The following is a 22,618-nucleotide window of genomic DNA, read 5'->3' on the forward strand; positions in this document are numbered from 1 at the left end:
CAGCTCATGCCGCCTGCCCCCTGTTCGCGGCGCGGAACGCGTCGAAGCCGTCCTGCTCCACGCGCTCGGCGAGCTCCGGTCCTCCGCTCGCGACGATGCGGCCGTCGAGCAGCACGTGCACGCGGTCGGGCGCGAGATAGCCGAGGATTCGGCGGTAGTGGGTGATGAGCAGGATGCCGAGCGCTGGTCGCACCTCCCGCACCACGTCGATCCCGTTGGCGACCACGCGCAGCGCGTCGATGTCGAGTCCGGAGTCGGTTTCGTCGAGCACGGCGACGTCAGGCTCCAGCAGCGCCATCTGGAGGATCTCGTTGCGCTTCTTCTCGCCGCCGGAGAACCCCTCGTTGAGGTAGCGCTGCACGAACCGGTCATCCATCCCGAGGCGCTTCGTCCAATCGATGAGGGCCATCCGCACCTCGAGCACGGACAGGTCGGAGATGCTCTTGCGCACCGCCATCGCCTGGCGCAGGAAGTTGAGCACGCTCACACCTGGGATCTCCTCGGGGTGCTGGAAGCCGAGGAACATGCCCCGGGCCGCGCGCTCGTCGGTGGGGGCGCGGGTGACGTCCTGGCCATGCACGCGGATCGCGCCGGCGGTGATCTCGTAGGCCGGGTCGCCCAGCAGCGCCTTGGCGAGCGTCGACTTGCCCGACCCGTTGGGCCCCATCAGCGCGTGCACCTCGCCCGCGCCGACCTCGAGCGACACGCCGCGCAGGATCTCGACGCCGGCGACGGCGACGTGCAGGTCCTCGATCTCCAGCAGGGGCGGGCTCACAAGGCCCGATTGTATTCTCCCTATCCGCGTAGTGAAAACCCCACTCCCGCTCTCGGCCCCGTGGCCCGGGCCGCTTGGGCCCGGCTCGGGCGCCGCCCGATACGTGCGGCGCTGGTCCTCGCCTCCTACGTTCGATGGCAATGGCCCACGACCGGCACCGCGCTGCGTGGGAGGACTGGGGTCGCGTGGACCCGTTCTGGGCCGTGCTCAGCGAAGCCGACGCCCGCCATGGCAAATGGGACCACGGTCGGTTCTTCGCCACCGGCATCGACATGGTCGCGACGATGCTCCAGCACGTGTCCAATTACGGCCGGCCGTCGCCGCGAGGTACTGCGCTCGACTTCGGGTGCGGGCTCGGGCGGATCACGCGTGCCCTGGCGCCGCACTTCGAGCACACGTACGGGCTCGATGTTGCGTCGACGATGATCGACGAGGCGCGCCGCCTCGATGTCGGGCTGAAGAGCTCGGGGGCCGAGTACCTCTTGCACGATCGGGATGATCTGTCCCAGTTCTCCGACGGCACGGTCGACTTCCTCTCGTGCTTGCTCGTGCTCCAGCACCTCCCGTCGCGCGAGCTGATCGAGACGTACCTGCGCGAGTTCGTACGCGTACTGTCACTCGGAGGTGTCGCGGTCGTGCAGCTGCCGGTGCTCGTGCCGAGGGTCGAATCCGGGTCGCGCGTGCGTCGGTGGCTCCAGCTGCGGACCCGCGGCGCCCGACTGCTGCGGGCGCTCGGCGTCAGCCCCATGTTCCTCTACGAGCGGTTGGGTTGGCGGCCGGAGATGCGGATGTCGGGCATCCCCTACGAGGAGACCCTCGCGGTGTTCGAGGCCGCCGGTGGCGACGTGCTCGACACGTCGCCCGAGAGCGTCGATCCCGGGGGCGTGGTGAGCCGGCTCTACTTCGTCGCCCCGAGCGGCGCGGCCGGCTCAGGCTCCTGACGGCTTCCTGACGGCCGCCCGGAACACGCCCGCAAGGTCGCCCATCGGGATCGAGACGAGCGACGGTCGGGCAGCGCGTGCCGCGGTCGCGGTCGGTCCGGCACGCTCGACCACCGTGACGATCGCGTCGGCCAGCGCGTCGGCATCGCCCGGGGGAACGAGCTGGCCGGCGCCAGACGACGCCAGCCCGACGATCTCTCGGGGCCCGCCCGCGTCGGTCGCCACCACCGGCGTTCCGCTCATGAGCGCCTCGACCAGCACGAAGCCGTACGGCTCTGGCTCGGTGGACGGCAAGGTCAACACGTCGAGATCTGCGAGCACATCCGCGACGCCCTCCTCGTCGAGCTCACCAAGCCAATGCACGTCGGTCAGCTCGCTCGCTCGCACGGCCAGCTCGTGAGCGTGGCCCTCTTTGCCCTCCACTGCCGCACCGGCGATCAGGAGGTGCACGCCGGCGATGGCGTGCGTGACGCTCGGCCATGCGTCGAGGAGCACATCGACGCCCTTCCAGGTGTCGAGCCGCCCGACCACGCCGACGAGCGGGGCGTCGTCGGGAACACCCGCTCGGACCCGCATGCGGCCGGCACGTGTGGGGTTGAACACGGCGCGTTCCGGCGCGTCGTAGACAACGACAGCGTTGCGCGCGTCGAGCTGATCGGCGATGGCCTGCGATCCGCAGACGACGCGCGTCGCGAAATGGCGAGCGAGGAAGCGCTCGACCCGGAGAGCCGCACCTGACTGCACGACGATCTCGCGTGCGTGCCATACGTGCGGGCGTCGAGCCAGCCGTGCCGCCGCCCATCCGTACCAGGAATGCAGCGAGTTCGAGTGCACGACGTCGATGTCGAGCTCGCGCACGAGGCGGTGGAGGCGGATCACGGCTCGCGGCCATCCGAGCACGTACGCCGTCCAGTCCCAGAATCGATGACTCATCGAGATTCGGCGCATCGCCACGATGTGGACGGTGGCTCCGGCGGCTTCGTACTCGGAGCGCAACGGCGGTTCCGTGGGCACCACGACGTGACACTCGAACTCGTTGGGTGGCAGGCTGCGCACCATCCTCAGGAGCGCCTGATCCGAGCCGCCGCGCTCCGCGACGGGCTGGATCGAGCAGAGCCGGATCATGCGTGTCGCCCTCAACGTCGAGCAGCTGTTGCAACGTCCCCCGGGGGGGATCGGTCGGTACACCGCGGAATTGGCGAGGCTACTCCCGGCGGCGAACGACGAAGGCGAGCCCATCGACGTGGTGCCGTTCGTGGCGCGTCACAGCCGCGCCAAGATCGAGCGGGCGCTCGGCTTGTTCGGCTTGCGCGACGCCGACCCGGTACGGCTGTTCCTGCCACGGCCGTTGCTGTACGACACGTGGAACCTGCTCGGCTTCCCGCCGCTCGGGTTGCTGCACCGATCGCTGCGTAACGTCGATCTCGTGCACGCGCCGTCGCTCGCGGTGCCGCCTCACAGCGGCGTCCCGCTGGTCGTAACGGTCCACGACGCGGCCGCGATCGTGTTCCCAGAGACGTACCCGCGGCGCGGCAGGTGGTTCCACCACCGGGGCAGCATCACCGCGGCGCGCCGAGCCGACGTGGTGATCGCCCCCACGATGGCTGCGGCCGAGGAGATCAGCGCGCGCACGCCAATCCCGCGGGAGCGCATCCGCGTCATCCCGCACGGGGTGACGCAGCTCCCCGTTGGCGAGGGTGTAGTCGCCGCCACACGAGCGACGGTCGGCGTCGGGGACGACCCGTACGTGCTGTGGGTCGGGACGCTCGAGCCGCGCAAGAACCTGCCCGTGCTCGTGGACGCGTTCCGCATCCTCGTTGAGCAGAAGGATCTGCCGCACCGGCTCGTGATCGTCGGCCCGACGGGTTGGCTCGACACCGAGTCTGCGATCCGCGGTCCGGCCGAGGCGCTCGGCGAGCGCATCCACTTCACCGGGCCGTTGCGCGCAGACCGTCTGCTCGCGCTCTACCGCGGTGCCGAGCTGTTCGCGTTCCCGAGCTTGCACGAGGGGTTCGGGCTACCGGTGCTCGAGGCGATGGCCCAATCGACGGCGGTGCTGTGCGCCGACATCCCCGTGCTTCGCGAGGTCGGTGGTGACGCCGCCGCGTTCGTCAGTGCGAACGACTCAGAGGCGTGGGCGCACTCGATCTCCGAGCTGTTGCGTGACGACTTCGCCCGAGAATCGCTCGCGCGCGCCGGACGCGTCCGCGCCGCGAGCTTCACGTGGGAGCGCTGCGTGAACCGAACGAGGGCCGTGTACCGAGACGTCCTCGGCCTGAGCTAACCCCGGGACAAGGATGGGGTTCCCTACCAGCCGCGGTCGGCCCACTCTTGGAGGTGGGGACGCTCTTCGCCGATGGTGGTGTCGAGGCCGTGACCGGGGAGCACGAGCATGTCGGTCGGGAGCGTGAAGAGGCGCCGATCGATCGACTGGAGGATCGTCTCGAAGCTGGCGCCCGGGGTGCTCGTGTTGCCGGGACCGCCAGGGAAGAGCGTGTCGCCGGTGAAGATCAGCGGCTCGTCCTCGAGCACGAACGACGTGGAGCCCGCGGTGTGGCCCGGGGTGTGGATCGACCGCAGGCGCAGGTCGCCGATCGCGTACACCTCGTCGTCGGCGATCACGAAGTCGTACGCCGGGAGCATCTCGGCGTCGGCGGCCGCGATCCCAACGTCGATCCCCGCGTCACGCACGGCCTCGACCGCCTGGATGTGGTCCCAGTGGCCATGGGTGGTGAGCACCTTGCGCACCCCCGTCTCGCGGCAGACCTCGAGGAGCAGCTCGTGCTCGTTCGCCGCGTCGAGCAGCACGGCGTCACCGGTGCTCTTGCACCGCACGATGAACACGTTGTTCTCGAACGGGCCGACGATCAGCTTTTCGACGCGCACACGGGCGTCTTCGAAGTGTGCGGGGCGGGCCACGGGAACACCCTACGCGTCGGTGCCGGCGGTGGTGACGCCTACCATCCACGGCTGTGCCACTGCGGTCGGACGTGCTGGTTCCACCCGAGAACCCGCTGCCGCCGCTCGAGGGCCTGGCGTTGCACGTGCTCGGCGTGCGCGGGCGCGGGATGACGCCGCCGGCGCTCGCGGCGGCGGCCGCGGGGGCCTACGTCGACGGCTGTGACCTCGCGCTCGCCGGGGGTCGCGACGTGCTGGCCGACGCCTGCATCCGCGTGGCGCAGCGTCACGACCGCGCGCACGTGGACGGACGGCATCTCGTGGTGACGACCATCGCCTCCCCCGATCTGCCCGAGGTCACCGCGGCGGCCGCCGCCGGGCGTCTCCATCATCGGGCCGATCTGCTCGCCGCGGTCGTGCGCGGTCGCACCACCATCGCGGTGACGGGAACCCACGGGAAGGGAACGGTTGCGGCTCTGGTCGGGAGTGCGCTCCAGCAACTGGGGGCCGACCCGCTCGTGCTGCTCGGTGTCGCGGCGCGGGTGCTCGGCGGCTCGTTCCGCGGTGGCGCCGGCCCCGCGGTTGTAGAAGCCGACGACGCCGACGGCACCATCGCCCGGATCCCGGCCACCGTCAGCGTGGTCACGAACTCGTGGTTCGACCACCCGATGCTCGGTCGCACACGCGGCGAGGTCCTGGACGACGTCTGCGTCCACGTCGCAGCGGTCGCCTCCGACGGCCTCGTGGTGATCGGTCGCGGAAGGAATCTCGCGCCGGTCGCGGCCGCCGCCCGGGCGCCGGTGTGGAAGCTCGGGAGAGACTTCGACGTCGAGACCGTCGAGGTCGACGACGACGGTCGGCTGCTGAGGTTCCGCGACCCCGAGACCGAGGCGGTGGTCTCGGGGCGCGTGTCCCTGCATGGCGGGCGAATCGCCGACAATGCGGCGCTTGCGTACGCAGCCCTTCGTGGTCGCGGCATCGAGCCCGAGGAGGCGGCCGGTGCACTCGCCGCCCTCGACGCCCTCGACCGCCGCCTCCACCTCGTGGGTGTGGCCCGTGGCGTCCGCGTGTTCGACGACTACGGCAAGCACCCCGAGGCCACGGCGGCCAGCCTCGATGCGGTGCGCGAGCTGCGTCCCAAACGCGTGCACGTCGTGTACGAGCCGCACCTCCATGCAGACGTGCGGCGCTGGGGTCGACAATGGGCTCGCGCACTTGCCCGCGCGGACTCGTGCATCGTGTTGCCCGTCGACATGCGCACGCGCCTGGCACCGACGCGCCTCGCCGCGCCGACCTGGCCGACCGACGTCGGTCTGCGCGCCGACCTGCCCGAGCGCCGGGACGAGGCGCTCGCCCTCCTCGTGGAGCGCTGTGCGTCGGGTGACGTGGTGGTGATCAGCGGGGCGCACCCGGACCTGACGACGCTCGCCGAGTCGCTCGTGGCCCGACTGGAGTAGGACCGGCCGGTCAGGGCCGCTCGCGTCGGACGCGCCGCAGGGCGCGCAGCGGTCGGGTCAGCTTCCACGACGCGGACGCCCAGATCTTGAACAGCTCGCGCTGGACACGGGCGCGCTCCCATTCCGCCTGTCGGCCGCGTTGCTCGAGCTCGAAGTTGCGCTGCTCGAGGGCGGCGAGCGTCCTGGCAACGTCGGGCTCCAAGGTCATGAGCGGTCGTTGCCCGAGCACGGATCGGTACAACGCCACGAGCTGCGTCGCATGGGCGCGGGCCGCGTGATGGCGACCGACCAGCTCTCGGCCGAGCTGACCGAGCGTCCGGTCGTAGCGGGAGAGCTCCTCCACGACGCTTTCGAGCGTGGTGGCCGCGCCCGCCGCGGGTGTGAAGCCGCACGCCTCGAGCTCGGGATAGCGCTCGGCGGTGACGAAGCCGGCGCCCCCCGACTCGTCGAGCACGAACGTGGCGCGGGCCAGGGCCATGGACTCGAGCGCCGTGCGGCCGACTCCGAAGACGATGTCGGCGCGCATCATGGCCTCGATGTGGTCGGCCGTGGGCTCGATCCCCGCGTGCACCTCCAGGCGCGTGCCGTGCCGGCGACACGCGTCCTCGAGCACCCCGACACGTGACGAGAGGTTGCGGGCGATGGCGACCGCAAGGAGCGGGCGCTCGTTGATCGGCACCCGGTGGAGCTCCGCCGCGCTCATCTCCACCGGTTGGTGGAGGCGGTGCACCGGCACCCGGTCAGCCAGCTGCGACGCTCGCAGCCGCGACGTCACGGAGTCGTTCAGGCCCACCAGCGCGGCCGGCGCGGCGAGCTCGGGGGGATCCTCGATGTCGATCGTCCACGAATGGGACACGAACACCATCGGCGTGTCGGGAAGCTGCGCCCGTGCCGCCAGCGCGGCAGATGCGTGTTGTGCATGGATGACATCGACGGGTCCGACCGACGACAGGTCCTCGTGGATCCGGCAGCCGAGCCCGGCGAGGCGATCCGCCACCCTCCCGACCTGGAAGGCCCACGCATGCACCTCGTGCCCGAGCTCGAGGAGCTCGTCCACGACCGTCTCGAGGTAGCTCTCGCTGCCACCGCGGACGTCGAGGGACTGGTTCGTGCAGAGGATGCGCACCGGCGAGATCGTAGAGACGGCCGCGCGCTCAGATCTCGAGGGCTGGAACCGGCCACCGGCGCATGCGGTACGGCAGCAGCGTGGCCAGGCCACCGAGCTGCAGCGCGAGGTGCTCGGTCGTCAGGTCCTCGAGCGCGCCCTTCGCGTCGTCGGCGAGCGTCGCACTGTCGGCGACCGTCTCGAGCTCGGCGACGATGCGTTCGATGCCCTCGAGCTCGAAGCGATACCGGGCGGCGTGCTCGCCCTCCCAACGCACGTCCTTGATGAACACGAACCCGGGTCCGAGGCGGTAGTAGCAGAGGCCCGGCTGGTGGAAGTGCCTCCACTCGGCGAGGTTCACCGAGGTCTGCTCACCCGGCACCGGTCCGGGTGGCGCGAGGTGGATGAGCAGACGCGCGTCGAGGCCCTCGTCGATGATGCCGTGCCACGCGACCGGGACGCCGAAGGACGCGGCGTCGCGCAGCAGGCGTACGAAGGCCAGCGTCGCTCGAGGCTCGTCGCCGGAGAGCCGGACCGCGTCGCGAAGGCGGAAGCCGCGCGCACCACCGTCGATGGCAGCAGCGACGTCGTAGCCGACCGCCGCTTCGGGACCGCCGAGCTCGAGGACCTTCCCGACCGATGCGCTGGCGCTATCGCCAGTGGTCAACGGGGACTCTCGCGGGGACGTCCGTCGTCGCCAGTGCAACGGCGCGGCCGGCGTCGACGAACACGAGCCCCTCCGCTGCGAGCCATCCGAGCCACTCTTCGATCTCGGCGGTGTTCGTGGGGAGGTCGAGGCGGGCGAGGCGGCGCGCCAGCGACTCGGCTCCGTGACCATCGGCGAGGAGCTGGTACCCGACGACGCGCCACGGCTCGCGCAACACGTGCTCGGTCTGTCGACGGTGCGCCCGCCGGTCGGAGATCACGAGCTCTTCGCCGACGACCTCGTGCGTGAGGGTGGAGCTGAAGTACGCGTCTTGCCAGGTCTTGACGCCGTCATGGACCGCCCGCTCGACGTCGGACCCGATGCCGGCGTTCGGCGTGTCGAACACGAACACGAGATCCATGAGCTCCCGTGTGGGCAGGTTGTAGACGTGGTGGTAGAACGACGCCGGCACTCGCAACCCGAACCCGAGCTCCGGCCGCTGGTGGTAGGGGCTGAAGCGCTCCAATGCGATGCGTGTCGCGACGCGGGGTGGCTGGAGGTGATGCAGGTTCGGCATCTGCTCGATGATCGGCAGGTAATCCGAGGGCTCCTCGTCCGGGAAGCCGTAGAGGAGGTTCCACGGTGCGGTGACACGGAAGTCCTCGCAGTCGCGCAGCAGCCGGACGTTGGACACGCCGTCCACTCCCTTGTCCATGATCTTGAGCACGCGCGTCGACAGGCTCTCGATGCCGGGCTGGATGTGCACGACGCCGGCATCGGCCAGGGCGCGGACGTGCTCGCGGCGGAGGTTCGACTTGACCTCGTAGTGCACGCGCAGGTCCCAGCCGGTTTCGGCGAGGCTGGGCAAGAGCGTCGCGATGTACTCGGTGTCCATGATGTTGTCGACCATCACGACGTCGAGGATGCGATGACGCCGCACGTCGTCCTCGATCTCCGCGAACACCCGCTCCGGGGGCTTGCTGCGGAACTCCATCGTGGAGCCGTTGAGGCCGCAGAACGTGCAGTGCTTGCGCGCGCCCCACCAGCACCCCCGCGCGGCCTCGTGCACGAGCTTCGGCTCGAGGTACTCGCGCACCGGCCCGCCGTCGATGGCGGCGAAGAAGTCGTCGAAGCTTGCCCGCGGCACGCGGTCCATGGTGAGCGCATCCGGCAACGGCGGGTTCGCAACGCTCTCGCCGGCGCGCCACCAGCTCAAGCCGCCGACCTTGCTCAGCGCATCCTCGGTCGCGCCGGCTTCGAGCGCGGCGAGGAGCCCGACAAGCGCCCGCTCCCCTTCACCGCTGACGACGTAGTCGAGCATGCGGAAGTTCCGGTGGAGCGCCGCACCCATGGGCCCGTCACAGTTGCCGCCGCCCATGACCACGACGACGTCGGGTCGACGGCGCTTCAGCTCGGCCGCGAGCGCGAGCGAGGGCACGTTCTGCATGAAGGTGCTTGTGAGGCCGACGACGTCGGGCTCGAAGGCGAGCACCTCGTCGGCCGCGAAGCGGATGAAGCTCGGCGCGACCGCGCGCATCTTCTTGGCGGGGCCGTCGTTCACGAGCGGGGTCTTCGGATGGGCGAGATAGCGCTCCTCGGGCCACGACTCGTCCACGTAGAGCGCGGACGTGAACACGAAGTCGCCGAGACCGTGGAAGAGCCCGTCCTCGACGACATCGGAGTAGTCGTCGGGGGTGACGTCGCCCCCGGTGTGCTCGAGCACGTACTCCGCCCAGTGGATGTTGGCGTAGTAGGTGTCAACGTGGTCTTCAGGGCGCGCCGCACGCACCGCCTCGGACAGCAGGCTGAGCTGGAGCGACGGGAGGTCGAGTGACTGCCAGGGCATGCTCACAAGACACAGGCGCATGGAGAGTCCTCGAGTACTGGTGGATGCCTACCCGCGAGCAACCTGGCCCGGACGGTGCCGGGCCAGGTTACGCGGGTTTCGACCTGTGGCTAGCGGGACTCGCTGGCCTCGGCGAGGATCTCGGTCTCCGTCGCGAGGAGCTCGTCCTCACGGGACGGGTCGTCCTCGTCGGGTGGGCGCAGGCCGGGCGTCACCATGACACCTGGCCGCTGGTTCTTGACGGCGATCTTCTCAAGCGGCATGAGTCCTCCGGAGTCGGTGCTTGCTGGGGCGCACGCTAGTCGGTCGCCGCCGGGCCATGCGATACCCCCCTTCCAGCGAACCGAGATCGGCCACGCGCACGCCGGAGAGATCCTCGCCATCGAACTCCGATTGGACTGCGCCGACGACCGCGCGACAGAGTCCCCGCTCCTCGAACACGATCTCGTCTGCGCTGATGGTGAACTTGCGGCCCGGGAGCTCGATGTTGTGCGCCGTGAAGTGCATCTACGTCCTCCGAGCCCGAGAGTAGGCTGCCGGTGTCAGCCCTGGCCGGTCCTTGCTACCGACAAGTAGCGTCGGTGGCGAGATGGACTTCACGGACACCCCGGACGAGGCGCGCTTTCGCGCCGAAGTGCGTTCGTGGCTCGCGGTGCACCTGAGCGGCGAGTTCGCGGAGCTCGGAGGCCGGGGCGGACCGGCCGACGAGAGCGGTTGGGACACGCGCGTCGAGTGGGAGAAGCTGCTCGGTCGGGATCGCTGGCTCGGCATCTCGTGGCCCGAGGAGTACGGCGGCCGCAACGCCTCCTTCGCCGAGCAGGTGATCTTCAACGAGGAGTACGCCAAGGCCGACGCCCCCGCGCGCGTGAGCTTCTTCGGCGAGGGCCTCTTTGCTCCCACGCTGCTCGCCTACGGCACCGACGAGCAGAAGCGGCGGTTCCTCCCCAAGATCCAGTCGGTCGAGGAGTTGTGGTGCCAGGGCTACTCCGAGCCCAACGCCGGCTCCGACCTTGCCAACGTGGCCACGCGCGGCGTGCTCGACGGCGACCAGTGGGTCGTGAACGGGCAGAAGGTCTGGACCACGCTGGCGCATCGATCGCAGTGGTGCTTCTGCGTCACCCGCACCGATCCCGAGTCGCACGGGCACCACGGTCTCTCGTACCTCTTGATCCCGATGGACCAGCCCGGGATCGAGGTGCGTCCCCTCAAGCAGATGACGGGGACGGCGGAGTTCAACGAGGTCTTCTTCACCGACGCGCGTACCGACAAGGCGAACTTGCTCGGCGAGGTGAACGACGGGTGGAAGGTCGCGATGGCCACGCTCGGCTTCGAGCGGGGCACAGCGTTCCTCTCGCAGCAACTCGCGTTCCAGCGCGAGCTCCAGGAGCTGATCGAAGTCGCGCAAAAACGCGGTGCAACCGCCGAACCGGTCATCCGTCAGGAGCTCGCCGACTCGTACATCGGTGTGCAGATCATGAAGTACAACGGCATGCGCATGCTCACGGGTCTCGTGAAGAAGGGCGTGCTCGGGCCGGAGTCGAGCATCGGCAAGCTCTACTGGAGCAACTGGCACCGCACGCTCGGGGAGCGCGCGATGCACGTGCTCGGTGCCGACGGAGCCATCATCGAGAAGTCTGAGCCGGGCGCGTACGAGCTCGACGAGCTCCAACGCAGCTTCATGTTCAGCCGCTCGGAGACCATCTATGCGGGCTCCAGCGAGATCCAGCGCAACATCATCGGCGAGCGGGTGCTCGGGCTCCCGCGCGAACCGAAGTGAGAGAGTGATGAATCGTCGCGGCCGCGAGCGAAGCGAGCAGGGGAGCGAGTGGCCGCGGGACGAGCATCGGGCAGCTTTGCTGCTCGACGCTCACGAGACGGCGCCTGCGCCGTCGACCAAAGAGTTGGTTCCCGGCCCGCAACGAGCGAGCCGATAGAGGAGGAGTTGTTGTGAACTTCGCGTTCTCGGAAGAGCAGGACCAGCTGCGTGACGCAGTGGGCAAGTTCATGGAGTCGAAGTCGCCCTCGAGTGAGGTGCGCCGGCTCATGGAGACCGGGGAGGGCTTCGACCCCGCCGTGTGGAAGCAGATGGCCCAGGAGCTCGGACTCCAGAGCCTGCACCTCCCCGAGGCGCACGGCGGACAGGGCTTCACGTTCGTCGAGCTCGGCATCGTGCTCGAAGAGATGGGCAAGGTGCTGCTCTGCGCGCCGTACTTCTCGACGGTGTGCCTCGCGGCCAACGCGATCATGAACGCAGGAACGGATGCGCAACAGGGTGAGCTGCTCCCTGGCATCGCGTCGGGCGACACGATCGCAGCGCTGGCGTTCACGGAGCCCAACGGCAAGTGGGACGCGGCCGGGATCACCATGGAGGCCAAGGGCAAGGGCGACGCCTGGACACTCGAGGGCACGAAGATGTTCGTGCTCGACGGCCACACCGCCAACACGATCGTCGTGGTTGCGCGTCAATCTGGGACCACCGGCGACGACGGCATCGGGTTCTTCGTGGTCGACGGCGACGCCAAGGGCTTGACGCGTACGCCGCTCGCGACGATGGACCAGACGCGCAAGCAAGCGCGTCTCGACTTCTCCGGCGTCGCCGCGCGTCCTCTCGGCGAGGTCGGCAAGGGGTGGGCCGCACTCTCGAAGACCCTCGACCAGGCCGCAGTGTGCCTGGCGAACGAGATGGTCGGCGGCGCGCAGCGGGTGCTCGACATGGCCGTCGAGTACGCCAAGGTGCGAGTGCAGTTCGGCCGGCCAATCGGATCCTTCCAAGCGATCAAGCACAAGTGCGCCGACATGCTGCTCGAGGTGGAGTCGGGCAAGTCAGCCGCGTACTACGCGGCGTGGGCGGCCGCCGAGGACAACGAGGAGCTGCCCGTCGTCGCGAGCCTGGCCAAGGCCTACTGCTCCGACGCCTACTTCCATGCCGCAGCCGAGAACATCCAGATCCACGGCGGGATCGGCTTCACGTGGGAGCACGACGCGCACCTCTACTTCAAGCGGGCCAAGAGCTCCGAGATCCTGCTGGGAGACGCCACCTATCACCGGGAGCTGCTCGCACAGCGCATCGGCATCTAGCCCAGCCGAGATCCGGCCGCCGACGCCCAGGAAAGGTGGAAGCGCGGCTTCAGCCAAACCCTCTTTTCTCCGATGAATCTCGGGCATGGGAGGAGGGGTGATGAGCGCATTCGCAGAGGACCTCGTGCGCCGGAGCGCCGTCGGTCTCGTGCTGACCGCGCTCGTGCTCGCGATCCACACTTCGCTGACTTGAACGAGCGTGAGCGCCGCGGGTACCCGCGGCGCAGCGAGTGGGGCCAAAGCGGCCCGGGCGCGAAGCGCCAGGAGCGGAGAGGTTGAGCACCTGGGCCGACTACAGCCGGTGACAGACTGGATCGCCATGGCCGTTCTCGTGACCGTGCTCGCTGTCGTCATGGCGCTGCTGGCTGTCCTCGTCGCCGGTCTGCTGCGAAGCCACGCGGAGATTCTGCGCGCACTGCACGGCCTCGGCGCGGGTCTCGATCCCGATGCCGAGGGCGACGCCACGCCGACGCACCTCGGTGTCACCGTGCCCCGCCCACGCGCCGAGCCGCGCGCCGCGGCCGACGTGAGCGGTACCACGCCGTCAGGCGACGCGGTGAGCGTCTCGATCTCAGGCGCTCGCCACTCGACCCTGCTCGCATTCCTCACAACCGGTTGCACGACATGTGCCGACTTCTGGTCAGCGTTCGCGAACCCCGACGGGTTGCGTGTTCCTGGAGACGCGCGCCTGCTTGTCGTCACCAAGGGTGAAGAGGCGGAAAGTGTGACGCGCGTGCGCAAATTCGCACCACGGGACCTCTCGGTGGTGATGTCGAGCGAGGCATGGGACGCGTACGACGTGCCGGTTGCTCCGTACTTCGCCTACGTGGACGGGCCGACGAGCGCCATCGTCGGCGAGGGGGCGGCGATGACGTGGGAGCACCTCGTCGGGATGATGGAGCAGGCCATCGCCGACGCAGGGCTCAGCACGAGCGGCCGCGGCGGGCGGCGGCGTCGGGCGGGCGGCCGGGCGCGGGAGGCGCGCGCGGATGCCGATCTGCTCCGCGCCGGCATCGAGCCCGGGCACCCGAGCCTCTATCCCACGAGTGAGGACGATCTCCATGACTCGGGCGGTCCCGAGTGAGCGAGATCGAGGCGCACGGCCTCGCCGTCGACCTCCCTGCTGGTTGGGAGGGTCGGGTGTTCCGCCGTGCCGAGGCCGGAGAAGTGCAGGCGGCAGGGGTCGTCGGAGCGTCTGCGCCGCCAGGGGAGCTGACCTTTCCCGTCGTGCACGTCGCATCGATTCCGATCCCCAACGACGCGGCTGACTACGGCAGCGACCTGGTCGAGTCGCTCGGTCCTGACGACGCGTTCATCGTGCTCAAGGAGTTCGAGCCGGCCGACGCCACACAACCGTTGTTCGCGCGAGCAGGCATGCCTGAGCTGGCGCCCGAGGACTTCGACCCTGCGGGTCTCCAACGCCAGCTGTCCGGCCAGGCGGGTCGGCAAGAGTTCTTCCACGAGGCCGGTCGCGCGTTCTGCGTGTATGTGGTTCTCGGGAGCTACAGCCGCCGGAACGAGGTGGTACCCGCCGTCAACGCGGTGCTCGCCGGCATCCGCATCGATCCAGGTGCCGCGGGGTGAACGCCGCGGCCGGCCCGTTCATGATCGCGGCGACACTTCTCGGTCTCGCGGGAGCGTTCAAAGCGGCGTCGCCACGCGACACCGCCAACGCGCTTCGCGGCGTCGGGTTGCCCGGCGCGCCGTGGTTGGTCCGCGCCGGCGGCGCGTTCGAAGCGGCGGTTGGCGCGTACGCGATCGTCGAAGGCGACCGGCTCGGTGCCGCGCTGGTCGCGGTGTCCTACCTCCTCTTCGCCGGGTTCGTCGCGATCGCCCTTGGCCGAGGCGTTCCCATCGCGACGTGCGGGTGCTTCGGCAAGGCCGACACGCCACCGAGCCTCGTGCACGTGGGGTTCGACCTTGCTGCGGCGGGCGCAGCGATCGCGGTCGTCGTCGACCCCACCGCCGGGATGGCTGACACCGTGGCGGATCAACCGCTCGCGGGTGTGCCGTACGTGCTGCTCGTGATCACCGGGACGTTCCTCGCCTTCCTTGCGCTCACGGCACTCCCACGCACGCTGGCACTTGTGCGCGAGGCTCGAACGGCATGACCGAACGCAGCAGGGGCGTCGGCGTCGCCAACTGGCTCGTCTCCAAGACGAGCGGCCTACTGGATTCCCGACTGTCGCGGCGCAGCTTCATCTCGCGTGCGACCCTCGTCGGCACCGCCGTTGCGGCCACCGGCTGCAAGGTGATCACGAAACAAGGTGCGCCGTACACGCGCATCACCGACTGTCCGGGCGGGACGCTGTGCCGTGACGGTTACACCGAGTTCTGCTGCGTCATCAACAAGGGAGTGAACGCGTGCCCGCCGAACACGATCTCCGCCGGATGGTGGCGCGCTGACTACTCGGTCTACTGCAACGGCACCCGCTACTACATCGACTGCAACGAGGTGTGCTGTGGACCTCGGCGCGGTGACGGCTTCTGCGCCGGGTGCTCACCGTGCCGGTGCGCCGCCGGGTGTCACACCCGCAAGGTGCACTGCAACTACTTCCGATACGGCCAGTGCAACCAGCACGTCGGCAGCGTGGGCCCGATCGCCTGCCGCATGGTCACGTGCGTGCCGCCGTACAACCTCAACATCGGGTGCAGCCCGTCGGGCGCCGTCGACAACTCGACCGCGGGCCACTACACCGACTGCAGCAAGTACACGCCTCCGCCACCTCCCCCGCCGGTACCCGTGCTCCTCGCGGTCGGTTCGGCCGCCACCGACGGTGCCGGCGCGATGGTCGTGGCCGCGAGAGGTTCCGACGCGGCCGTCTGGACGACGCGGTGGGACGGCACGACGTTCGGTGCGTGGGAGTCCCTCGGGGGGACCGTGTCGTCTCGGGTCGCCATCGCCTTGATGGGCGGGACGACCCTCGCAGCCGCCAAGGACAACGCGCGGCGCATGATCTGGGCGCTGCACGACGGCACCGCCTGGTCGGCCTGGCAGCCGTTCGACGGCGAGATCGCGTCCGATCCCCTGCTCGTCAACGTTGGCTCGGTCGTGGTCGCCGTCGCCCGCGGCGTGAACGGTGTCGTGCACTTCCGAGCCTGGGACGGGACGCAATGGGCGCCGTGGTCGGGTACGAGCGGCGTCACCCTCTCCGATCCGATGGCCACGCCGACAGGAACGAATGCCGCGCTCACGACCCGCGGAGTCAACGGCGTGCCGCACCATGCCGTGCTCACTGAGACCGGTTGGGGGGGTTGGACCGGGCTGAGCGGTGTGATCTCGAGCGACCCGGTCGTCGTCACGAAGGGCTCGGGCGCGCTGCTCATCGCGCGTGGGCTGAACTATCGGTTGTTCGCGCACGGCATCGCGACGACGCCGAATGGATGGGACACGCTCCCCAACATCATCGCCACCTCTGAGCCGGCAGGGTGCGAATTCGGCGGCGAGGTTCACGTGTTCGTCCGGGGGACCGACTACGCGGTCTGGTGGATCCACGGTGACGCCGGCGCATGGTCGGCGTGGACGAGTCTCGGCCTCGACGCGCGATCGAGCCCGGTCGTCGTCTTCGACGGGACCGCGATCAATGTGTTCGTGCTCGGGAGCGACTCCGAGCTCTGGTATCAACGCTGGGACGGCGCCACGTGGACGGGCTGGGCGTCGGTGACCGGTCTGACGATCGCTCCGGCCAAGGGCTACGCGTAGGAGTGGAGCTCGTCGCCGCGTTCCTGGTGGTCGGGCTCGTCGTAGCGATCGCAGCGGTGTTCGTGGTGCGCGAGGCCGGTCGCCTGGCGCGCAAGCCCCCGCCGGCGTTGTTCGACGCCGAGGACGCGTACGAATGGATCGTGGAGCATGTGCCTGACGATGTCGCGGCGACGCTCACAACCGGTGACGTGCGGCGCATCCTCGACCTCCAGATCGAGTTCTTCGAACGGCACGGGGTGTCTCCGAACGGTACGACTACCTCGCCCGACGGGCCTGTAGTCGTCGGTGGCGCCGAGCAGGTCGCGTACATCGTCGAGCGATCGGCCGAGACGGGCGAAGCGTTCATCCCCGAGCAGGTGCACGCGGTCGTCGAGACGCAGCTCGCCTATCTGCGTGAGATCGGCGCCATCGGGCCGCTGGCCACGCCTGCCGACCAGGACGAGCCCCCAAGTCCACCGCGCGGCTGACGCCCGCGTGCTACAACCGCTTCACCAGAGAAGGGAGGTGGTCCACACATGCATGATCGTTACGGGACCCTGGAGGTGCGCGGCCGCTAGGCCACACACCGGCTGGACCGCTTGGCGGAGTTCCACCGCCGCACCGGCACCACATCCGGCGGGGACCGGTCCCTCCCGCGAACACGGACGGTGCACACACAGCCTTCATCGAGTTGGGCGGGGCGTTCCAGCGCCCCGCCCGCTCGCGTCCGCCGCAGCGGAATGGCCAGAGCGAGCGACCGCGAGCCGGGTATCCCGGCGAGCAGCGAGCGTGGCCGAGCGGCCCGGCCCGAAGGGCCAAGAGCGGAATGTAGGTTGGGCGCGATGGAGAAACCGGCGCGGTTCGAGCACGTTCGCTTTCTTGGTGACAAGCGCAACCAGCGGGTGCACGACCTCGACGCCCTCGACGATCCCGCGGTGGCCGAGAAGGTCCAAGACCTGCTCGCGTCCGAGCAGTTCGCCACGTTCGGCCCCGACACCCTCGCCGAGGCCCGCAACCGGGGCTATCGCCCCTAGGGCGCTTTGAACATGCCGGGGAGCTCGTTCTCGGTGAGCTGGAGGCGGGCGGCGAACGACTCGTCGGTGAGCGCGGGCTCGCTCGCCGTCGCAGCAGGATCGGCCGGTAGACCCTCGAGTTCCACCCACGACGTACACCCGCCGTACTTCTCGCGCCACGGCACCGTGATGGGCTCGAGCAGGCGGTGCGCACGCAGCGCGAGCACCCACAGCGGATCACGGCGCTTCCAGCTCAACCGTGACTCTGCGTAGTCGACAGTCCAGATGAAGCGCGACGCAAGCTTGGCCAGGTCGTCGGGATCCGTGAGCGTGGCCATGGCAACCACGTCGGCCCAGCCCTCCACTCGTATGCTCCGGTCGCTGGGTGCCACCGCGGTCGTCTCGTCGACCCAGTGTTGGTACGCAGGCTTGACGAGCTCGCGCTTCTGGTGCTCGGCCGTCGGATACAGCCACAGGCGCGTCGCGTGCAGGTCGAAATGGCGGCCGTCCTCGTGCAACCCGCCCTTGCGAACGTCGAGGATCTGCTCGCCCGAGAGCAGTGCGCGTACGACGACGGCCCACTCCTTGAATGCGGGGATCGTCACATGGTCGAGACTACTTTCCGTCCGGACGATCGCTACTTCTCCGCGACCCGACGGTAAAGGTCGGCCAGCTCGGCACCGGCGCGATCCCAGGTGTACCTCGTGACGCGCTCGCGCCCGCGGGCGATGAGCTGGGCGCGCACGTCGTCGTCAGCGAGGACCGTGCCCAACGCGTCGGCGAGCGCGTCGACGTCGGCTGGATCGGGCAGGAGGGCGGCGTCGCCCAGCACCTCGGGTAGCGCGCCGGCATTCGACGCGACCACCGGGATGCCAGCTTGCATGGCCTCGAGCGGGGGGTGACCGAAGCCCTCGTAGATCGACGGGTACGCGAGCACCGTCGCGCCAGCGAGAAGGTCGACGCGGTCGTCGTCGTCGACGTACCCGAGCCTGAGGATCCGGTCGCCGTGGCGCGCGTCCGCGACCGCAGCGTCGAACTCCTCGACGCCCCAACCATCCGGACCCGCGACCACCAGTACGAGACCTGCGTCGTTGCCCGCCGCCTCGTCGAACGCGCGCACGAGATTCGGGAGGTTCTTGCGGGGTTCCACCGTGCCGATCGTGAGCACGTAGCGCTCCGTGCCGGCCAAGCGGTGACCCCGGGCCGGATCACCCCCGGCCGACGGCACCAGCCCGCTGTAGACGCGTACGAGACGATCGGGCTCGACGTCGAAGTGCTCTCGCACCTCGTTGGCGATGAAGTCGCTCACCACGTGGATCACCGCGCCGCGGTCGAGCGCCAGCCGGATGTAGCGCGGGAACGTGAGGGTGTCAGGGGTGCTGAGCTCTGGGTACCACACGAAGGTGAGATCGTGAATCGTGGCGATGACCGGTGCGCGCGCGGGGGGCGCTACGAAGTTGGGTGCGTGCACCACGTCGACGTTCCCCGCCCAGAACTCGGCACGCGGAATTGGAGCGTGACGCCACAACATGCGCGTCAAACGAGCCGGAAGGTGGCGTGTCCGGGCGCGCACGTGCCGGGGCACCTCGTAGGCGAGCTGCTCGCGACCCCTCAGCGTGATGGCGAACGCGGTGACGTCGAGGTCCTCGCGCGCCGCGAGCGTCTCGAGGAGGTTCTCGACCATCTGGCCGACGCCGGTTCGGGGCCCGAGGAGCGCGGTGGCCTCGACGCCGACTCGGAGACGTCCAGGATCCCGCACGGCGTCAGGATTCAGATCTCGAGCGGTTCGTGCTCGATCTGCTCCGCGAGTCGGGCGAAGGCCTCTTCGTCCGGGATGCCGGCTCGCATGCGCGCGACGAGGAGCATGGCCATCGCGGCCGTCGAGGCCGACGCGCCCGCGATGAAGCCGAGCTCCACACGGGTGAAGACGTTGTCACTCGCGAGAGCGGCTACCGCCGCGAATGCGGCGATGCCGACCAGCCAAGCCAGCAGGACTCGTGAGTGACCCATCAATGCGATCAACGCCTGCGCGAGCGTGAGCGCCAGGATGAACAGCCCGCTTCCTGCCGCGAGCAGGGCGAGGTCCTGATGACCGAGGTTGAACTTCTCGCCGAAGAGGATCTCGCCGACCGGTGGCCCGAGCGTGCCGCCCGCGACCACCCCTATCGCGCCGATGGCCACCACGATCACCACCAGCTTGCGCAGCCCGGTACGAAAGTCGTCATGACGGCCCGCGCCCGCGAGACCAGCGAGCTTGGGCAGCAGCGCGGCCTGCACGGCCTGGAACAGCAGGATCGGGATCCGCGCGAGGAACACGCCGGCAAGGAAGTTGGCGACCGCCTTGTCTTGTGAATCCTTCGCCAGGAGGAGCGCGCCGAGGAACGGCGCGTACCCCAGCACTTGCGCCGAGAGCGACCCGAAGAAGAGATACCCGAGGTTGGTCGAGAGCTCCGACCAGGGCGCGTCGGGACCCGGCGCGATCAGACCGTGTTCGCGCGACAGCGCAATGACTGCGGCAATCGCAGGCGGTACCGCAAGGCAGAGCCCGTACAACGCAGGGTCGTCGACGCCGGCCGCGGCCAGCCCGATGCACGGCACCAGACGAATGACGCCCTCCGCACCGATGATCAAGCTGTACGACCCGAAGCGTTCGTTGCCCGACAGCGTGCCGCGTGCGAGGTGCTGCACGCAGTAGGTGAACAACGCGATCACCAGACATGCGGCCAACCCGCTGCTGCCCTTGAACAGGTCGTCGACGAGCGGCGTACCCAGCGCCGCTGCACCAGCCAGAAGAGCGAGCGTGATCGTGAGGATGAGTGCGGCGAGCGCGGCCCGGCGCACCACCGGTCCACCACCAACTCCCTTGACCCGGCGGTCGGCGAGCGCGCGGCCGACCTCTTGTTCCAAGGGGAGGAAGAAACCGGGTGCGAGCACGAACACGAGCACCCACAGCGCGTTGACGGCCTTGTAATCGGAGTGACCGAGAGCTCGGAACGTAAGGATCTGGAAGCCGTACGCGCTGAGTCCGGCGATGAGCAGGCCCGCGCCGACCACGAACGTGCCCTCCGGCATGGGTCGCCGGGCCGCCTCGATCAGGCGCTGTGTGCGTTGTGCCATGTGATCAAAGCCGTTCCCGCAGCAGGGCCCAAAGGGCGATGCGAGCATAATGGCCCGACCGATGAGCACCCGGATGCTGTTGATCCTCGCTGCGCTCTGCGCCGTGGCGATCCTGGTGGCGTCGGCAGTCAAGCTCTTCACGCTCTCCTCGCCCTGAATCCTCGTCGCAGCCCTCTTCGTGGCCGATACTTGCGGTGTCCACATGCCCCACCGACCGTGGAGAGGAGCCCTTGGCTGACCAGTTCGATGTCGTCGTCCTCGGCGGGGGACCGGGGGGCTATGCCGCCGCGCTCTACGGCGCGGCAGCCGGTCTTCGCATCGCGCTCGTCGAGGAGCAGCGGGTAGGAGGGACTTGCCTGCACCGCGGGTGCATCCCGGCGAAGGAGCTCCTCCAGACCGCCGAGGTGCTGCGCACGGTGCAGAGCGCGAAGGAGTTCGGCGTCGAATCGAGTGACCCGACGCTCGACCTGCGCACGAGCCAGGCGCGCAAGCAACAGGTGATCGACCGCCTGACCAAGGGCCTCGAGACGTCGTTGAAGGGGCGCGAGGTCACGGTGATCGCCGGCACCGGCACTGTGGCGGACGCCGCGGCGCGTCGCGTGTTGGCGTCAGACGGCACCGAGGTCGAAGGCAGAGCGCTCGTGCTCGCAACCGGATCGGCGGCGCGCTCGTTGTCGGGGCTCGACTTCGACGGGTCGCGCATTTTGTCGTCGGATCACGTGCTCGAGATCGAAGAGACGCCGCAGCGCGTGGCGATCATCGGCGCCGGTGCCGTGGGATGTGAGTTCGCGTCGATGCTCGCCGACTACGGATCCGAGGTCACGCTGCTCGAGGCGCTGCCGCGCATCCTTCCGGGTGTGGACGCCGAAGTGTCGGTTGCCCTCGCCCGCGCGTTCCGCCGCCGCAGCATCGTCGCGCACGCCGGCGTTCGCGTCACGAGCATCGAGGGAACTCGCGAGCTCGCGCTGACCTTCGAGGGACCGGAAGGTGCTATGACAGCGACTGTCGATCAGGTGATCGTGAGCATCGGACGAGGGCCGCGCACACAGGGGATCGGTCTCGAGAGCTCGGGCGTGGAGCTCGATGCGAACGAGTTCGTGCGCGTGAACGAACACATGCAGACCGCGGTACCAGGGGTGTACGCCGTGGGCGACGTGGTCAACACGCCCCAGCTCGCGCATGTGGCGTTCGCCGAAGCGATCGTCGCGATCAAGACGGTGCTCGGCGAAGAGGTTCGGCCGATCGAATACGAGAAGGTGCCCTGGGGCATCTACTGCCACCCCGAGGTCGCCTTTGTCGGGTTGACCGAGGAGCAAGCACGGGAGCGCGGCCATGACGTGGTGACCGCGGTGCAACGCTTCGTTGGTTCGGGTCGTGCGCTGATCCTCGGCGAACCCGAGGGCATCGTGAAGGTCGTTTCTGAGCGCGACGGCGCCATCCTCGGCGTGCACATCGTGGGGCCGTGGGCGACCGAGCTGATCGCCGAGGGCTACCTGGCGGTGAACTGGGAGGCGTCGGCCGACGAGATCGCGACGCTCATCCATCCGCACCCGACGCTGAGCGAGATGTTCGGCGAGGCGACGCTCGCCCTCACCGGACGGCCGCTGCATTGACTCGGGGAGGAGGAACCACGTGGACGTGACGATGCCGCAGCTCGGTGAGACGGTCACCGAGGGCATGATCACGCGCTGGTTCAAGCAAGCCGGGCAAACGATCGAGGCCGACGAACCGCTGTTCGAGGTCTCGACCGACAAGGTCGATTCCGAAGTGCCGGCACCGATGAGCGGCGTCGTGACGGAGATCCGCGTCCCTGAGGGTGAGACGGTCGCGGTCGGCACCGTGCTCGCGGTGATCGAGGACGCCGACGCGGCGCCGTCGACGCCGAGCACCGCTGAGGCACCAGCGGCTCCGGTGGTGGTCACGCCGCCCGCGTCCGCGCCACCCCCGGAGCCGGTCATTCCCGCGCCACCGCCGGAGCCGATCGCGCCGGCGCCGACGCCCGTGGAGCCGGTCATTCCCGCGCCGCCGCCGGAGCCGATCGCGCCGGAGCCGATCGCGCC

24 protein-coding genes are annotated in these 22,618 nt (G+C 69.4%); 13 read left to right on the plus strand and 11 right to left on the minus strand.

Annotated features, from left to right (window positions below; translation table 11 throughout):
• Positions 1–4: 4 nt before the first annotated feature.
• Complete coding sequence (gene sufC, locus WEE69_13835) at positions 5–775, minus strand: Fe-S cluster assembly ATPase SufC (protein MEX1146375.1); 771 nt, start codon at positions 773–775, stop codon at positions 5–7.
• 140 nt (positions 776–915) lie between these two features.
• On the opposite strand from sufC, the gene WEE69_13840 reads away from it, so the two are divergent.
• Positions 916–1,716: a class I SAM-dependent methyltransferase gene (locus tag WEE69_13840; protein ID MEX1146376.1), complete on the plus strand. Its 801-nt coding sequence runs from the start codon at positions 916–918 to the stop codon at positions 1,714–1,716.
• Here the strand turns inward: WEE69_13840 and WEE69_13845 are convergent.
• Complete coding sequence (locus WEE69_13845; protein ID MEX1146377.1) at positions 1,705–2,841, minus strand: glycosyltransferase family 4 protein; 1,137 nt, start codon at positions 2,839–2,841, stop codon at positions 1,705–1,707. The genes WEE69_13840 and WEE69_13845 overlap by 12 nt on opposite strands.
• Between WEE69_13845 and WEE69_13850 the strand changes: the two genes are divergently transcribed.
• Positions 2,840–4,000 carry a glycosyltransferase family 1 protein gene (locus tag WEE69_13850; GenBank protein ID MEX1146378.1) on the plus strand — a complete coding sequence of 387 codons (1,161 nt, stop codon included), beginning with the start codon at positions 2,840–2,842 and terminating at the stop codon, positions 3,998–4,000. The genes WEE69_13845 and WEE69_13850 overlap by 2 nt on opposite strands.
• Positions 4,001–4,023: 23 nt before the next feature.
• Here WEE69_13850 and WEE69_13855 read toward each other — a convergent pair whose 3' ends face one another.
• Positions 4,024–4,635: an MBL fold metallo-hydrolase gene (locus WEE69_13855; GenBank protein MEX1146379.1), complete on the minus strand. Its 612-nt coding sequence runs from the start codon at positions 4,633–4,635 to the stop codon at positions 4,024–4,026.
• A 53-nt stretch (positions 4,636–4,688) separates the two neighbouring features.
• On the opposite strand from WEE69_13855, the gene WEE69_13860 reads away from it, so the two are divergent.
• Positions 4,689–6,071, plus strand: a complete 1,383-nt coding sequence (locus tag WEE69_13860; protein ID MEX1146380.1) for a cyanophycin synthetase — start codon at positions 4,689–4,691, stop codon at positions 6,069–6,071.
• 10 nt (positions 6,072–6,081) lie between these two features.
• On the opposite strand, the gene WEE69_13865 is transcribed toward WEE69_13860, so the two are convergent.
• The 5 genes from WEE69_13865 to WEE69_13885 form a co-directional block, all read right to left on the minus strand.
• Positions 6,082–7,197, minus strand: a complete 1,116-nt coding sequence (locus tag WEE69_13865) for a hypothetical protein (protein MEX1146381.1) — start codon at positions 7,195–7,197, stop codon at positions 6,082–6,084.
• Positions 7,198–7,225: 28 nt separating this feature from the next.
• Entirely contained in the window at positions 7,226–7,843 is a 618-nt protein-coding gene (locus WEE69_13870; GenBank protein ID MEX1146382.1) for a DUF5825 family protein, read from the minus strand.
• On the minus strand, positions 7,827–9,689 hold the full coding sequence (locus tag WEE69_13875) for a RiPP maturation radical SAM C-methyltransferase (GenBank protein MEX1146383.1): 1,863 nt from the start codon (positions 9,687–9,689) through the stop codon (positions 7,827–7,829). The genes WEE69_13870 and WEE69_13875 overlap by 17 nt, the downstream gene beginning before the upstream one ends.
• A gap of 89 nt (positions 9,690–9,778) precedes the next feature.
• Positions 9,779–9,931: a hypothetical protein gene (locus WEE69_13880; protein MEX1146384.1), complete on the minus strand. Its 153-nt coding sequence runs from the start codon at positions 9,929–9,931 to the stop codon at positions 9,779–9,781.
• Complete coding sequence (locus tag WEE69_13885; GenBank protein MEX1146385.1) at positions 9,921–10,175, minus strand: hypothetical protein; 255 nt, start codon at positions 10,173–10,175, stop codon at positions 9,921–9,923. Before WEE69_13885 ends, WEE69_13880 begins: the two co-directional genes overlap by 11 nt.
• An 82-nt stretch (positions 10,176–10,257) precedes the next feature.
• On the opposite strand from WEE69_13885, the gene WEE69_13890 reads away from it, so the two are divergent.
• The 8 genes from WEE69_13890 to WEE69_13925 all read left to right on the plus strand — a co-directional run bounded on the left by WEE69_13890 (position 10,258) and on the right by WEE69_13925 (position 17,462).
• A complete protein-coding gene (locus WEE69_13890; protein MEX1146386.1) occupies positions 10,258–11,445 on the plus strand; it encodes an acyl-CoA dehydrogenase family protein in 1,188 nt (395 codons plus the stop codon).
• 170 nt (positions 11,446–11,615) lie between these two features.
• Positions 11,616–12,746, plus strand: a complete 1,131-nt coding sequence (locus WEE69_13895; protein ID MEX1146387.1) for an acyl-CoA dehydrogenase family protein — start codon at positions 11,616–11,618, stop codon at positions 12,744–12,746.
• Positions 12,747–13,065: 319 nt separating this feature from the next.
• Positions 13,066–13,830 (plus strand): hypothetical protein, encoded by a 765-nt coding sequence (locus WEE69_13900; GenBank protein MEX1146388.1) that lies wholly within the window; start codon positions 13,066–13,068, stop codon positions 13,828–13,830.
• Positions 13,827–14,330, plus strand: a complete 504-nt coding sequence (locus tag WEE69_13905; GenBank protein MEX1146389.1) for a hypothetical protein — start codon at positions 13,827–13,829, stop codon at positions 14,328–14,330. Before WEE69_13900 ends, WEE69_13905 begins: the two co-directional genes overlap by 4 nt.
• The gene (locus tag WEE69_13910; GenBank protein MEX1146390.1) at positions 14,327–14,857 is read left to right on the plus strand and encodes a MauE/DoxX family redox-associated membrane protein; all 531 of its coding nucleotides are present in this window, start codon (positions 14,327–14,329) and stop codon (positions 14,855–14,857) included. The genes WEE69_13905 and WEE69_13910 overlap by 4 nt, the downstream gene beginning before the upstream one ends.
• Entirely contained in the window at positions 14,854–16,449 is a 1,596-nt protein-coding gene (locus WEE69_13915; protein MEX1146391.1) for a hypothetical protein, read from the plus strand. The genes WEE69_13910 and WEE69_13915 overlap by 4 nt, the downstream gene beginning before the upstream one ends.
• Before the next feature lie 2 nt (positions 16,450–16,451).
• On the plus strand, positions 16,452–16,916 hold the full coding sequence (locus WEE69_13920; GenBank protein MEX1146392.1) for a hypothetical protein: 465 nt from the start codon (positions 16,452–16,454) through the stop codon (positions 16,914–16,916).
• A gap of 354 nt (positions 16,917–17,270) precedes the next feature.
• Positions 17,271–17,462 carry a hypothetical protein gene (locus WEE69_13925; GenBank protein ID MEX1146393.1) on the plus strand — a complete coding sequence of 64 codons (192 nt, stop codon included), beginning with the start codon at positions 17,271–17,273 and terminating at the stop codon, positions 17,460–17,462.
• Here the strand turns inward: WEE69_13925 and WEE69_13930 are convergent.
• Genes WEE69_13930 through WEE69_13940 form a run of 3 tightly spaced genes read right to left on the minus strand, consistent with a single transcriptional unit; the run spans position 17,459 to position 20,558 of the window.
• The gene (locus tag WEE69_13930) at positions 17,459–18,046 is read right to left on the minus strand and encodes a DUF1802 family protein (protein ID MEX1146394.1); all 588 of its coding nucleotides are present in this window, start codon (positions 18,044–18,046) and stop codon (positions 17,459–17,461) included. The two genes, WEE69_13925 and WEE69_13930, sit on opposite strands and share 4 nt — an antisense overlap.
• Positions 18,047–18,078: 32 nt before the next feature.
• Positions 18,079–19,200, minus strand: coding sequence for a glycosyltransferase family 1 protein (locus tag WEE69_13935; protein MEX1146395.1), 1,122 nt, complete (start codon positions 19,198–19,200; stop codon positions 18,079–18,081).
• Positions 19,201–19,211: 11 nt separating this feature from the next.
• Positions 19,212–20,558: a hypothetical protein gene (locus WEE69_13940; GenBank protein MEX1146396.1), complete on the minus strand. Its 1,347-nt coding sequence runs from the start codon at positions 20,556–20,558 to the stop codon at positions 19,212–19,214.
• 230 nt (positions 20,559–20,788) lie between these two features.
• Between WEE69_13940 and lpdA the strand changes: the two genes are divergently transcribed.
• Together lpdA and WEE69_13950 are read left to right on the plus strand one after the other, a co-directional pair.
• Positions 20,789–22,171, plus strand: coding sequence for a dihydrolipoyl dehydrogenase (gene lpdA / locus WEE69_13945; protein MEX1146397.1), 1,383 nt, complete (start codon positions 20,789–20,791; stop codon positions 22,169–22,171).
• 19 nt (positions 22,172–22,190) lie between these two features.
• The coding region (locus WEE69_13950) for a biotin/lipoyl-containing protein (protein ID MEX1146398.1) at positions 22,191–22,618 on the plus strand (428 nt) is incomplete at its 3' end.

The sequence above is a fragment of the Acidimicrobiia bacterium genome (assembly GCA_040881685.1).
Lineage (GTDB): Bacteria > Actinomycetota > Acidimicrobiia > IMCC26256 > PALSA-555 > SHVJ01.